We start from the raw sequence: 12864 nt of genomic DNA, 5'->3' as shown, positions 1-12864 counted from the left end.
TGTGGTTCGATGTCAAGGACACGTCCCGGCGAGGGAGAGAGGGACAGATGGCTCCTGGCACGATCCCAGCGCTCGTCGAGCACGCGGCCGCCGTCCACGGAGATCGTGAAGCGCTGGTGGACGGCGACGTCCGGTGGACCTACGCCGAACTGGCCGCCGAGGTGCGCGGCGCCGCGCACGCCGCCGCCGCGCGCGGCGTCCGGCCCGGCGACCGGGTGGGGATCTGGGCGCCGAACGGGCGGCACTGGATCGTCCACGCGCTCGGCCTGGCCTGCGCGGGCGCGGTCCTGATACCGCTGAACACCCGCTACAAGGGCGCCGAGGCCGCCGACATCCTCCGGCGCGGCCGGGCGAGCGCGCTCTACACGGTGAACGGCTTCCTCGGCGTCGACTACCCGGGCCTGCTCGCCGGCGAGGACCTGCCCGACCTGGCCCGTACCGTCCTGCTGGACGAGGAGTACGCCGCTCCGGAAGTGAAGCTGCCGGAGGTCGCCCCGGACGACCTCTCCGACATCATCTTCACCTCGGGCACGACCGGGAGGTCCAAGGGCGTGCTCACCACGCACGGCCAGAACCTGCGCGTCTTCGCCGAATGGTCCAGGAGCGTGACCCTGCGGCCCGGCGACCGCTACCTGCTCATCAACCCGTTCTTCCATACCTTCGGCTACAAGGCGGGCATCCTCGCGTGCCTGCTCAACGGCGTCACGATGGTCCCCGAGCCGGTCTTCGATCTGGAGCGCGTGGTCGCGCGGCTGGCCGAGGAGCGGATCAGCGTGCTGATGGGTCCGCCGACCGTCTTCCACTCCCTGCTGGAGCTGCCCGAACGGCCCGCGCACGCGATCCGGCTCGCCGGTACGGGCGCCGCGAACGTCCCGGTCGACCTGATCCGGCGCATCCGGGAGGAGCTGGGCGTCCCGTCCGTCTTCACCGGGTACGGGCTGAGCGAGTCGTGCGGGGTCGTGTCGGTCTGCCCGCCGGACGCCGACGCCGAGACCGTCGCCACCACGACCGGGCCCGCGCTGGCCGGCACCGAGGTGCGGATCGACGCGGGCACCGGCGAGATCCTCGTCCGCGGCTACAACGTGATGCGGGGCTACCTCGACGACCCGGCGGCGACCGCCGAGGCGATCGACGCGGACGGCTGGCTCCGCACCGGCGACGTCGGCGTCCTGGACGGGCGCGGCCACCTGGCGGTCACCGACCGGCTCAAGGACATGTTCGTCGTCGGCGGGTTCAACGCCTACCCGGCCGAGATCGAGGGCGTGCTGGTCACCCATCCGGCCGTCGCCGACGCCGCGGTCGTCGGCGTCCCGGACGGGCGGCTCGGCGAGGTCGGCGCCGCGTACCTGGTCGTACGGTCACCGGTGGAGCCCGCCGGGCTGGCCGCGTGGCTGCGCGAGCGCCTCGCCAACTTCAAGGTCCCCCGGTACTTCCACGTCGTGGACGCCCTGCCCCGCAACGCGGGCGGCAAGGTCCTCAAGCGGGAGCTGAGGAAGATGTCATGACCGGGGCTCCGGGCCGCCCTCCTCCTCGCGCCGGGCCAGGGCGTCCAGGTCGGCGAGCATCCGGTCGGCGAGGTCGCGCTCGGCGGCGTGCCGGCGGGCGGCCCAGCGGGTGACCAGCTCGGCGTACGCCCAGCTCGGGACCTGCTCGGACACCTTCCGCGCGTACTCCGCCTCCGTGTGCGCCCGCTCGCTCGCGGCGCGGTGCTCCAGCAGCAGCTCGCGCAGCGGCCCGGGGCTCGACAGGTGGCCCAGCCAGAACCGCAGCATCGGCGCGTGCTTGAGGACGGGCCGCTCGACCGGCGCGTGCGCCAGCCATCCGGCCAGCGCCTCCCGGCCCGCGCCGGTGATCCGGTAGACGCGGCGGGTACGGCCGTCCTCGGCGGGCGCGGAGCGGGACGCCGCGTACCCGACCCGCTCCAGCCGCTTGAGCTCGGAGTAGATCTGGCTCATCGCCGGGCTCCAGTAGAAGAACCGCAGCACGTGGTCGGCCCACCGCCTGACGCCGTACCCCGTCAGCTCCTCCTCGAAGGACAGCACGCCGAGGACCGCCCAGGCGGTCGCGGGGAGCTCGGCGGGGCCGGCGGAACGATCCATGGAAATCAACACTACGGCCCTGCGCCGGAACGGAAAGGAGACACCCATGCCGGGACCCGAGGGCAAGGGACTGGACGGCAAGGTCGTCGTCGTGACGGGCGGGGCGCGCGGCATCGGCGCCGCGGCCGCCGCGGCCATGGCGGGCGAGGGCGCCCGCGTCGTGATCGCCGACCTGCTGGAGGAGGACGGCCGCGCGACCGCCGCCGAGCACGGCGGCACGTTCCACCGGCACGACGTGACCAGCGAGGAGAGCTGGCGGACGGTGGTCGAGGCGGTGGTGGCGGAGCACGGCCGGATCGACGGCCTGGTCAACAACGCCGGGATCTCCTCGAACCTCGTCATCGAGCACGAGTCGGCGGAGCACTTCGAGCGCGTACTGAAGATCAACCTGACCGGGGTGTTCCTCGGGCTGAAGGCGGTCGTCGGGCCGATGCGGGCGGCCGGCGGCGGGTCGATCGTGAACATCTCCTCGGCGGCCGGGCTGACGGCGCTGCCGGGGACGTCCGGGTACGGCGCGTCCAAGTGGGGCGTCCGCGGGCTCACCAAGATCGCGGCGATCGAGTTCGGGCCGTCCCGGATCCGGGTCAACTCGGTGCATCCCGGGATGACGTACACCGCGATGACCGCCGAGCACGGCGCGCGGGTCGGTAAGGGCCTGTTCCCGCTGGCGGCGCTCGGCCGGGTCGGCGTGCCGGACGAGATCGGCGCGGCGGTGAGCTTCCTGATCTCGGACGCGGCGTCGTACGTGACCGGCGCCGAGCTGGCGGTGGACGGCGGCTGGACGGCGGGGGAGGTCGTCATGCTCGGCCAGGTCACCGGGCAGGGGCGGTAGGGCCGGTGGACGGGCTCACCCGGCGGGTCCGGGACGCGATGACGGCCGGGTTCCCCGCGCTGGGGGAGACGGTCTTCGACGCGGCGGAGGCCAGGGCCGTCCTCGCCGCGGCCCCGGTCCCGGACGTGCCCCGCACGCCGGTCGCGCGGGTCGAGGACCGCGCGGCCGGTTCCGTGCCGGTACGGATCTACCGGCCGGACGCGCCGGCGCCCGCCCCCGTCGTGGTGTTCCTCCACGGCGGGGGCTTCGTCCTGTGCGATCTCGACAGCCATGACGGCCTGGCCCGCGACCTGTGCGCGGGCGCCGGCGCGGTCGTCGTGTCGGTGGACTACCGGCGGGCGCCCGAGCACCGGCATCCGGCCGCCGCCGACGACGCGTACGCCGCGACCGTGTGGGCGCACGCGCACGCGGCCGAGCTGGGCGGCGATCCCGCCCGGCTGGCCGTGGCCGGGGACAGCGCGGGCGGCGCCCTCGCCGCCCTCACCGCGCTGCGCGCCCGCGACGGGGGCGGCCCGCCGCTGCGCCACCAGCTGCTGATCTATCCGGTGACCGACGCGGCCATGGACACCGCCTCGTACCGCGAGCACGCGGCGGACGGCTTCCTGACCGCGAAGGCGATGGCCTGGTACTGGGAGCAGTACCTCGGCGGCGCGGACGGCCGGGACGCCTCGCCGCTGCGCGCGGCGGACCTGTCCGGGCTGCCGCCCGCCTGCGTGATCACGGCGGAGCACGATCCGCTGCGGGACGAGGGCGAGGCGTACGCGGAACGGCTCGCCGCCGCCGGGGTCGCGGTGGAGGCCCGCCGCTTCCCCGGCACGTTCCACGGCTTCGCCGGCGTCGCCCACGTCCTGCCGGCGGCGCGGGAGGCCGTGGCGCTCGCCGCCGGCGCCCTGCGGAGGAACCTGGCCTGACCGGCGGTTCCCCCGCGGGGCGCGGGCGGCTCACATCCAGTCGTCGCGCTTCGACCAGGCGACCATCCCGCTCAGCGCCTCCTCGGACCAGTGCGGCCCGGAGGCGAGCGGCCGCCGTTCACGCTCCGCCGGGGCCGGAACGGGGGCGCGCCGGGACGGGACGAACAGCGCCCGCCACACCGCCCGCGACGTCGTGAGCAGCCGCGGCGTCAGCGCGCGCGGGTCCAGCCGGTGCGGCGGCCCGGACAGCGAGATCGCCGCGACCGGGCGGCCCCCGCCGTCCCGCAGCGGGGCCGCGACGCAGGCGACGCCGCGGTGGTTCTCCTCCCGGTCGAGCGCCACGCCGCGCTCCCGGATGCCCGCGAGCTCCCGCCGGAGCACCTGGGGGGCGGTGACCGTGAACGGCGTCCGCGCGGTCATCCCCGCCGCGACCACCTCGGCGAACCTCTCCTCGCCGGCGAACGCGAGCATCGCCTTGCCCGCCGCCGTGCAGTACGCGGGCTGCCGGCCGCCCGCCCGGGACGGCCCGCGCCCGTCCGGGGCGCCGCCGACCTTCTCCAGGTAGACGATCTCGTGCCCGTCCAGGACCGACAGGTGCACCGGCATGCCGGTGGCGGCGTGCAGCCGGTGCAGGAACGGCAGCGCGACCTCGCGCAGCCGGTTCTGGTGCGCGGCGAGCGCGCCGAGCTCGATCAGCCCCAGGCCGAGCCGGTACCTCACCCCGGACCGCTCCAGCGCCTTCAGCCGGACGAGCTGGTCGAGGATCCGGTGCACCGACGAGCGCGGCAGCCCGGTCCGCCGGACGACGTCGGTCATGGACTGCTCGGGTGTCGCGGCCGTGAAGGAGTACAGGATGCGCGCGGCCCGCGCCAGCATCGACGACTCCAGAGCGAGCTCCGCGGCGGCGGGAACGGGCATGGGCGCCTCCTACCCGGGTCTCCCGATCACCGGGAACCCTTCTATTTCTAATAGGAACATCCCGCTTAACGTACACGCAACCCGCCCGTCGCGACGGCGGCCTCCTCAGCGGCCCCGGCTACTGAGTCCCGGCGGCGCGGCGGCCGCGCCGCCGGTCACTCGTCCAGGGGCGTGAGGTCGAGCAGCGCCAGCCGTTCGGGGTCGGCCAGCACGTCGATGGCGGCGATCCGGCCGTCCACGACCGTGAAGCCCATGACCGCGATCGGCCGGTCGCGGCCCGCCACCAGCGCCCCGGCGGCCCCGTTCACCAGCGCCGGGCGCGCGAGCGGCGAGAGGCGCCCGAACGTCGTCGCCTGGCTCGCCACCTCCCGCGCGCCGGTGATCGTCAGGGTCTGCCGCGGCAGCGCGTCGCCGCCGTCGGAGCGCAGCACGATGTCGGGGTGCAGCACCGCGACGAGGCCCTCGAAGTCGCCGTCGCGGGCGGCGGCGAAGAACGCGTTCACGACGCTGCGCTGGCGGCTCATGTCCGCGTCCGGAACGGGCGCCTGGCCCCGGACCCGGCGGCGGGCGCGGCTCGCGAGCTGCCGCGCGGCGGCCGGGGTCCGGTCGAGCATCGGCGCGATCTCGTCGAACGGCACCCCGAACATGTCGTGCAGGACGAACGCCACCCGCTCGGCCGGGCCGAGCGTGTCCAGCACCACCAGCAGCGCCAGCCCGACCGAGTCGGCCAGCACCGCCTCGCTCTCCGGGCCGCCGTCCTCGGGCGCGAGGACCGGGTCGGGCACGTGCACGTCGAGGGGGTCCTCGCGGCGGGTCCCGCGCGAGCGCAGCATGTTGAGGCTCACCCGGGCGACGACCGTGGTCAGCCAGGCGCCCAGGTTCTCCACCTCGCCGGTGTCCGTCCGGTCGAGCCGCAGCCAGGCCTCCTGGACGGCGTCGTCGGCCTCGCTGAGCGACCCGAGCATCCGGTACGCCACCGCCCGCAGCCGGGGCCGGTGCTCCTCGAACCGCCCGGTCAGCAAATCCCGCTCGTCCACCCTGGTTCCCCCTCATAGAAAGCCGCCAAATGGTAGACCCACGGCCGCCGGCCGATGTGACGCGCCCCCCGCACGAGATCGCCGCCCCGCCGGCCTCCCGGCACCCCGATTTGAGACTTTTCAGTCCACGACCTGGCGATTTCGCAGCTCAAGTCTCATAAAGGAGTTCAATGAGACGATTGAAGCATGAAGTTCATCCTGGAAGTCGACATGGGCGAAAACGCGTTCGACGGCAAAGCCGCTGACGAGCTGGGACGCATCCTGCGCTACTGGGGCGGCAACCTCCGCCACTACGACATGAAGCCGGGCGACGGCTCGGCCGTCTACGACTCCGCCTACAACGACGTCGGGCGCTGGAGCATCGTCGACGAGAGCTAGGGCGCCGTTCAGCCGACGATGGGGCGTTCCTCGGGGAACTCGTAGCGGCGGGCGCGCTCGCGGAGGGCGAGCGCCGTCCCGAGCGTGAGCGGCCCGATGCGGCCCACGAACATCAGCGCGATCAGCACGAGATGCGCGGCGGGGGGCATGTCCGCGGTGATGCCCGTGGACATGCCCACGGTGGCGAACGCCGACACCGCCTCGAACAGGACCCGGTCCAGCGGGTGCGCGGTCAGGACGAGCAGCGCGAACGTGGCGGCGGCGACCAGGCCGACGCCGAGCAGCGCGATCGCCACGGCCTGCCGCTGGGTGGACTCGGGCAGCCGGCGGCGGCCCACGTTGACGCGGGTCTCGCCGCGCAGCTCGGCCCAGATGACGAACGCCAGCAGCCCGAACGTGGTGACCTTGATGCCGCCCGCGGTGCCGGCGCTGCCGCCGCCGACGAACATCAGCAGGTCGGTGGCCAGCCAGCTCTCCGACCGCATCCCGGCGACGTCGATGTTGTTGAACCCGGCGGTACGGGGCATCACCGCGGCGGTGAAGCCGGCCAGCACCCGGGCCGGGCCGGGCAGCGCCCCGAGGGTGGCGGGGTTCGTCCACTCGGCCACCGTCAGCACGAGGGTCCCGGCGGCCAGCAGGACGGCCGAGGTGGCGAGCGTGACGCGGGTGAGCATCGACCAGGTCCGGGGCCGCCGCCGGCCGCGGGCCAGCTCGAAGATCACCGGGAAGCCCAGCCCGCCGACCAGGATCGCGGCGCAGACGGTCAGGCAGATCCACGGGTCGGCGGCGAACCGGACCAGGCTGTCGGACCACAGCGCGAACCCGGCGTTGTTGAACGCCGACACCGAGTGGAAGATCCCCAGGTAGGCGGCGCGGCCGAACGGCTCGCCGTACCCGAGCGCGAACCGCGCCGCCAGCACCACCGCCACGACCGCCTCGCAGCCCAGCGTGAACAGCACCACGTGCCGGACGACCCGCAGGACGTCGGTCATCCGCAGCGTCTTGGTCTCGGCCTGCGCGGCCAGCCGCGCGCGCAGCCCGAGCCGGCGCGACAGCAGGATCGTGAACAGGGTGGCCAGCGTCATCAGCCCCAGGCCGCCCACCTGGATCAGCGCCAGGATGACCAGCTCGCCGAACGTCGACCAGTGCGTCCCGGTGTCGACGGTGACCAGGCCGGTCACGCAGACCGCCGAGGTCGCGGTGAACAGGGCGTCCAGCGGCCGGGCCGAGCCGGTGCCCGGCGTGGCGGCGGGGAGCGACAGCAGCAGCGTCCCGATCGCGATGGTGACGGCGAAGCCGGTGACCACGACCTGGGCGGGGTGCTGGAACCGTTCCAGGAGCGCCGTGCTCCGAGAGGTCCGGCTCATGAACGGCGTTCGGCGCGCCAGCGCTCGATCAGGGCGGGCATCTCGCGGAACATGAAGCCGTAGAAGTCGCGCATCTCCTCCAGCCGGCGGGTGGCGGGGGTGCCGGGGCCGGCCGCGTCGATGCCGCGGTCGGCGGCCTCGAACATGGCCTGGACCATGCCGTTCTGGGACGACATCAGCGTGGCCCAGGCGCCGTCGCGGACGCGGTAGTGCTCGCGGCGGCTGCCCGGCGCCGGAGCGCGCTCGATCAGGCCGACGGTCGACAGCATCTTGATCGCCCCCGAGACGCTGCCGGAGCTGATGCCCAGCCGCTCGGCCAGCTCGGGCGCGGTGACGCTGTCCTCGTCGGCGAACATGAACGCCGACAGCACCCGCGCGGTCGCCTTCTGGAGCCCGCCCTGCGCCAGGACCAGCGCCAGGTGCTCGGCCGCTTCGGTGGTGTCCGCCAAAGCCGTCCCCCTCATCCATGGATCTTGACGGAATCCTAACAGCTCTGAGTCTTCAGAAATCTCTGAAAACTCTGATAGCGTGCTCGCCATGACGGACACGGCGATCGAACTCGACCGGCTCACCAAGACGTACGGCGCCCGCCGGGGCCTCACCGAGCTGTCCCTGCGGGTACGGGCCGGCGAGGTGCTCGGCTACCTCGGGCCCAACGGCGCCGGGAAGTCCACCACGATCCGGCTGCTGCTCGACCTCATCCGGCCCACCTCCGGCACCGCCCGCGTGCTGGGGCTCGACCCGCGCGCCGACGCGGTCGCGCTGCACCGGCGGATCGGCTACCTGGCCGGCGACTTCGCCGTCGACGGCCGGCAGAAGGCCGGCGAGTGCCTGGCCTTCCTCGGCGGCCTGCGCGGCGGCGTGCCGCCGGCGCGGATCACCGGGCTGGCCGACCGGCTGGAGCTGGATCTGTCCGCCCGGATCAAGAGCCTGTCCAAGGGAAACCGGCAGAAGGTCGGGCTGGTGCAGGCGTTCATGCACGAGCCCGAGCTGCTGATCCTGGACGAGCCCACGTCCGGCCTCGACCCGCTCGTCCAGCAGACCTTCCTGGACATGGTCGCCGAGGCCCGGGCGGACGGGCAGACGGTGTTCATGTCCAGCCACATCATGAGCGAGGTGGAGGCCGTCGCCGACCGCGTCGCCATCATCCGCGAGGGCCGGCTGGTGGCCCTCGACAGCGTGGCCGACCTGCGCGCCCGCTCCTTCCTCCAGGTGCGGATCACCTTCGCGGCGCCCGTCCCGGCCGAGGAGTTCGCGGGGCTGCCCGGCGTCACGGACCTGGCCGTCGAGGGCACCGTCCTGACCTGCCGGGTGGACGGCGCCCCGGACGCCCTGGTCAAGGCCGCCGCCCGGCACACCGTCACCGGCCTGCACGCCGGCGGGCAGGACCTCGAAGAGCTCTTCCACGCGTACTACACCGGCCACGCGGCCTGACGTCCGCGACCACACCACCCAGAACGGCGGCACCATGAGCACCACGTCCGCGAGCACCACGTCCACGAGCACCACAACCGCGAGCACCACCACCGCGATCCCCGGCGCGTCCGGCCTCGCCCGCGCGTCCGGCGGCTCGATGTTCACCAAGACGCTGTACGACAACCGGCGCGTCTTCACCGCCTGGGCCGTCGCGACCGGCCTGCTGGCCATGATGTACGGCAGCTTCTACCCGCAGCTGTCGGCCGACGCGATGGCGTCGGTGCCGGAGGCGATGGAGGGGTTCGGGCTCGACGACGCGTCCAGCGCCGCCGGCTACCTCCAGGGCGCGGTGTTCGGGCTGCTCGTCCCGCTTCTGGCGATGTTCTACGGCGCCGCCACCGGCGCCCGCATGATCTCCGCCGACGAGGAGAGCGGCTACCTGGACCTGCTGCTGGCCCACCCGCTCGGCCGCACCCGCCTCCTCCTGCACCGCTACGCCGCCCTCGCCACGGGCGCCCTGGCCATCGCGGCCGTCGTCCTGCTGGCCATGCTCGCCGTACGCTCCAGCGCCGAACTCGACGGGATCAGCGTCGGGAACTTCGCCGCCCAGGCCGCCAGCCTGGCGCTGCTGGCCATGCTCTTCGGCGCGCTGGCCACCGGGATCGGCGCGGCCACCGGGAAGGGCCGGCCCGCCGTCTTCGGCATCACCGCGGGCGCCGGCGTCGCCGCGTACGCCCTGCACGGCTTCGCCCCGCAGATCGGCGCGGACCGGCTGCGCCACCTCACCCCGTTCCACTACTACATCGGCGGCGAGCCCCTCAAGAACGGTTTCCGGCCCGCCGACCTCGCGATCCTGGCCGCCGCGACGGCCGTCCTGATCGCTGTCGGGGCCTGGCGGCTGTCCCGCCGCGACATCGGCCGCTAGGGGCGGAACGCCCGGAGCGTGATGTCGACGAGCGCGTCGGCGTACTCCGGGGTGAGCGGCCCCGACCGGTGCAGCCACCGCTGGAAGAGCGGGGCGTAGAGCACCTCCAGGACGAGATCGAGATCGGCCTCCGCCGACAGCTGGCCCGCCTGCTGCGCGCTGCGCAGGCGGGCCTTCTTGGCGTCGTCCACGGGGCGCGCGAGCTTCTCCCGGTACTGCGCGGCGAGGTCCGGATCGTTGACGATCTCGGCGTTCAGCGCCCGGATCGGCCGCTCGAAGTCGGCGTCGGCGAACTCGGCGGCCGTCGCCCGCATGACGGCCTTGAGGTCGGCCTCGATGTCGCCGGTGTCGGGCAGCGCGATGCCCTCGCCGCCGCCCTCGCCGCCGTCGCTGAGCGCGAGGAACGCGTCGAAGATGACCGCGCCCTTGGACGGCCACCACCGGTAGATCGTCTGCTTGCCTACGCCGGCGCGGGCGGCGATGCCCTCGATCGAGACGCGCCGGTACCCGACCTCGGAGATCAGCTCGCGGGTGGCGGCGAGGATCGCCTGGCGGGACCGTTCGCTGCGCCGGGCCTGGTCGGGCCGCTTCCTGGTGCTGGGCATGCGGCGAGGGTAGCAGGGTGGCGAGACGGACCGGTTCGTTTTGACAGCCGCCGGAACCGGGGTGCATAGTTGTCGCAAGACGAGACGGTGCGTCTCGTCAAGGGAGGGTGGGTTACTCATGACGACCGCCAGAGTGTGGTTCATCACCGGTGCGTCCCGCGGGCTGGGCCGCGCGTTCACCGAGGCCGTCCTGGCCGCCGGCGACCGCGTCGTGGCCGCGGCGCGGAACGTCGAGCCGCTCGCGGACCTGGCGGACGGCTACCCGGACAGCCTCGTCCGCATCCCGCTCGACGTCTCCGACCGGCAGGCCGTCTTCGCCGCCGCCGACCGGGCCGCGGCGGCCTTCGGCGGGCTCGACGTCGTGGTCAACAACGCCGGCGGGCTGCTGTACGGCATGGTGGAGGAGGCGACGGAGGAGCAGATCCGGGCCCATCTCGACGTCAACTTCTTCGGTGCCGTCTGGGTCGTCCAGGCCGTGCTGCCCCACCTGCGCGAGCGGGGATCCGGGCGGATCCTGCAGATCACCTCGATGGGCGCCGGCGCGGGCATGGCCGCGGTCGGGTTCTACGGGGCGGGCAAGTCGGCGCTGGACTCGGTCTCCGAGGCGCTGGCGATGGAGGTCGAGCGCTTCGGGATCAAGGTCACCGTCGTCCGGATGGGCGGCTACGACACCGGCCTGTTCACGGCGGGGACGACGGCGGCCGAGCCCCGCCCCGAGTACGCGGAGCTGCACGAGGAGCTGGCGCGGATGTGGGGCGACGAGGCGGGCCCGCCGCCGGGCACGGCGGCCCCCGTCATCCTGGAGCTGGCCGCGCTCCCGGACCCGCCCCGGCGGCTCATCGTCGGCGGCGCGTCGTACGACATGGTCCAGGACCTGGACCGGGCCCGCACCGAGCACTACCGGGCGTGGGAGGAGCTCAGCCGGAAGGCGCCGGGCTGACCCGCTGCTCCGCGAGCCGCTCGCGGAGCCAGTGGTAGGACGCCTTCGGGGTGCGCTCCAGCGTCGCGTAGTCGACGTGGACCAGCCCGAAGCGCTGCTCGTACCCCTCGGCCCACTCGAAGTTGTCCAGCAGCGACCAGACGAAGTAGCCGCGGACGTCGGCGCCCTCCTCCATCGCCTGGTGGAGGGCGCGCAGGTGGCCGTCCAGGAAGTCGATCCGCTCCTGGTCGGGGCGCCCGGGCTCGTCCTGGACGGAGCAGCCGTTCTCGGTGACCAGGATGGGCGGCAGCGCGTCCCCGTACTCGTCGCGCAGGTGCAGCAGCATCTCGCGGAGCCCGCCGGGGACGACCGGCCACCCGAACGCGGTGACCCGGTAGCCGTCGATCGGGACGTCCTCGAACGGCAGCCCGGCGCCCTCCAGATGGTCCTCCACCTCGGCCATGACCGACGCGCCGCCGGTACGCGGGCGGGCGGCCGCCTGGGGCGCCGCGATCCTGGTGGGGCTGTAGTAGTTGACGCCGAGCCGGTCGAGCGGCGCGGCGATGGCGGCGAGGTCGCCGTCCCGGACGAACGGGAGCCCGGTGACGCCGTACGCCGACAGGTCCGGGTAGCGCCCGAGCAGGACCGGGTCGGTGAACAGGCGGTTCTGCAGGGCGTCGAACGCGGCCGCGGCGGCGCGGTCCTCCGCCGAGCCGGTGGCCGGCCAGACCGGGCTGTAGTTGTTGGTGAGCGCGATCCGGCCGGCGGTCCGCTCCCGCAGGGCGGCGACCGCGAGGCCGTGGCCGAGCAGCAGGTGGTGGGCCGCGGGGAGCGCGTCCAGCAGCAGGGTCCGGCCGGGCGCGTGGACGCCGATGCCGTACCCCTCGGTCATGTGGACGAACGGCTCGTTCAGCGTGATCCACAGGTCCACGCGGTCGCCCAGCCGGTCGGCGACGAGGCCCGCGTACTCGGCGAAGCGGTGCGCGGTGTCGCGGTCCAGCCAGCCGCCGCCGTCCTCCAGCGCCTGCGGGAGGTCCCAGTGGTAGAGGGTGACCGCGGGCGCGACGCCGCGTGCGGCGAGGGCGTCGACGAGGCGGTCGTAGAAGTCGAGGCCGCGGGCGTTGGCCGGGCCGCGCCCCTCCGGCTGGATCCGCGGCCACGCGACCGAGAAGCGGTACGCGCCGACGCCGAGGTCCGCCATCAGCGCGACGTCCTCCGGCCAGCGGTGGTAGTGGTCGCAGGCGACCTCGCCGGTGGCGCCATGCTTGATGCGGCCGGGCTCGGCGCAGAAGGTGTCCCAGATGCTCGCGCCCCGGCCGTCCTCCTTCACCGCCCCTTCGATCTGGTACGCCGCCGTGGCCGTACCCCAGAGGAACCCTTCGGGAAAGCGGGGAAGCACGCCCATGTCCGCTCCTTCTAACCTGAATGGACTTCTCATTCAAACATGAGACAGCGTC

General features: G+C 74.0%; 14 protein-coding genes. 7 read left to right on the top strand and 7 right to left on the bottom strand.

Annotated features, from left to right (window positions below):
• Nucleotides 1–47: 47 nt before the first annotated feature.
• The gene (locus AB0881_RS27750) at nucleotides 48–1505 is read left to right on the top strand and encodes a FadD3 family acyl-CoA ligase (RefSeq protein WP_366621409.1); all 1458 of its coding nucleotides are present in this window, start codon (nucleotides 48–50) and stop codon (nucleotides 1503–1505) included.
• Here the strand turns inward: AB0881_RS27750 and AB0881_RS27745 are convergent.
• Entirely contained in the window at nucleotides 1500–2099 is a 600-nt protein-coding gene (locus tag AB0881_RS27745; protein ID WP_366621407.1) for a PadR family transcriptional regulator, read from the bottom strand. The genes AB0881_RS27750 and AB0881_RS27745 overlap by 6 nt on opposite strands.
• Before the next feature lie 46 nt (nucleotides 2100–2145).
• Here AB0881_RS27745 and AB0881_RS27740 point away from each other — a divergent pair, with 46 nt between their 5' ends.
• Together AB0881_RS27740 and AB0881_RS27735 are read left to right on the top strand one after the other, a co-directional pair.
• Nucleotides 2146–2931: a glucose 1-dehydrogenase gene (locus AB0881_RS27740; protein WP_366621406.1), complete on the top strand. Its 786-nt coding sequence runs from the start codon at nucleotides 2146–2148 to the stop codon at nucleotides 2929–2931.
• A 5-nt stretch (nucleotides 2932–2936) separates the two neighbouring features.
• On the top strand, nucleotides 2937–3842 hold the full coding sequence (locus tag AB0881_RS27735) for an alpha/beta hydrolase (protein WP_366621404.1): 906 nt from the start codon (nucleotides 2937–2939) through the stop codon (nucleotides 3840–3842).
• Nucleotides 3843–3872: 30 nt separating this feature from the next.
• Here AB0881_RS27735 and AB0881_RS27730 read toward each other — a convergent pair whose 3' ends face one another.
• Together AB0881_RS27730 and sigJ are read right to left on the bottom strand one after the other, a co-directional pair.
• Nucleotides 3873–4760, bottom strand: coding sequence for an IclR family transcriptional regulator (locus AB0881_RS27730; RefSeq protein WP_366621402.1), 888 nt, complete (start codon nucleotides 4758–4760; stop codon nucleotides 3873–3875).
• Nucleotides 4761–4915: 155 nt separating this feature from the next.
• On the bottom strand, nucleotides 4916–5797 hold the full coding sequence (sigJ, locus tag AB0881_RS27725) for an RNA polymerase sigma factor SigJ (protein ID WP_366621401.1): 882 nt from the start codon (nucleotides 5795–5797) through the stop codon (nucleotides 4916–4918).
• A 186-nt stretch (nucleotides 5798–5983) separates the two neighbouring features.
• Here sigJ and AB0881_RS27720 point away from each other — a divergent pair, with 186 nt between their 5' ends.
• The gene (locus AB0881_RS27720) at nucleotides 5984–6175 is read left to right on the top strand and encodes a hypothetical protein (RefSeq protein ID WP_366621399.1); all 192 of its coding nucleotides are present in this window, start codon (nucleotides 5984–5986) and stop codon (nucleotides 6173–6175) included.
• Between the two features lie 8 nt (nucleotides 6176–6183).
• Here the strand turns inward: AB0881_RS27720 and AB0881_RS27715 are convergent, their stop codons facing one another.
• A complete protein-coding gene (locus AB0881_RS27715; protein WP_366621397.1) occupies nucleotides 6184–7542 on the bottom strand; it encodes a potassium transporter TrkG in 1359 nt (452 codons plus the stop codon).
• A complete protein-coding gene (locus AB0881_RS27710; protein ID WP_366621395.1) occupies nucleotides 7539–7991 on the bottom strand; it encodes a MarR family transcriptional regulator in 453 nt (150 codons plus the stop codon). The genes AB0881_RS27715 and AB0881_RS27710 overlap by 4 nt, the downstream gene beginning before the upstream one ends.
• 88 nt (nucleotides 7992–8079) lie before the next feature.
• Between AB0881_RS27710 and AB0881_RS27705 the strand changes: the two genes are divergently transcribed.
• The gene (locus AB0881_RS27705) at nucleotides 8080–8976 is read left to right on the top strand and encodes an ABC transporter ATP-binding protein (RefSeq protein WP_366621393.1); all 897 of its coding nucleotides are present in this window, start codon (nucleotides 8080–8082) and stop codon (nucleotides 8974–8976) included.
• A 34-nt stretch (nucleotides 8977–9010) separates the two neighbouring features.
• Nucleotides 9011–9883 (top strand): ABC transporter permease subunit, encoded by an 873-nt coding sequence (locus AB0881_RS27700; RefSeq protein ID WP_366621391.1) that lies wholly within the window; start codon nucleotides 9011–9013, stop codon nucleotides 9881–9883.
• Here the strand turns inward: AB0881_RS27700 and AB0881_RS27695 are convergent.
• A complete protein-coding gene (locus AB0881_RS27695) occupies nucleotides 9880–10488 on the bottom strand; it encodes a TetR/AcrR family transcriptional regulator (protein ID WP_366621389.1) in 609 nt (202 codons plus the stop codon). The genes AB0881_RS27700 and AB0881_RS27695 overlap by 4 nt on opposite strands.
• A gap of 118 nt (nucleotides 10489–10606) precedes the next feature.
• On the opposite strand from AB0881_RS27695, the gene AB0881_RS27690 reads away from it, so the two are divergent.
• Entirely contained in the window at nucleotides 10607–11428 is an 822-nt protein-coding gene (locus AB0881_RS27690; RefSeq protein ID WP_366621387.1) for an SDR family NAD(P)-dependent oxidoreductase, read from the top strand.
• Here the strand turns inward: AB0881_RS27690 and AB0881_RS27685 are convergent.
• The gene (locus AB0881_RS27685; protein ID WP_366621385.1) at nucleotides 11406–12812 is read right to left on the bottom strand and encodes a family 1 glycosylhydrolase; all 1407 of its coding nucleotides are present in this window, start codon (nucleotides 12810–12812) and stop codon (nucleotides 11406–11408) included. The two genes, AB0881_RS27690 and AB0881_RS27685, sit on opposite strands and share 23 nt — an antisense overlap.
• Between the last annotated feature and the right edge of the window lie 52 nt (nucleotides 12813–12864).

Origin of the sequence: Spirillospora sp. NPDC029432 (assembly GCF_040703975.1) — a bacterium.
GTDB lineage: Bacteria > Actinomycetota > Actinomycetes > Streptosporangiales > Streptosporangiaceae > Spirillospora.
This window is presented reverse-complemented; position numbering and strand designations above follow the sequence as displayed.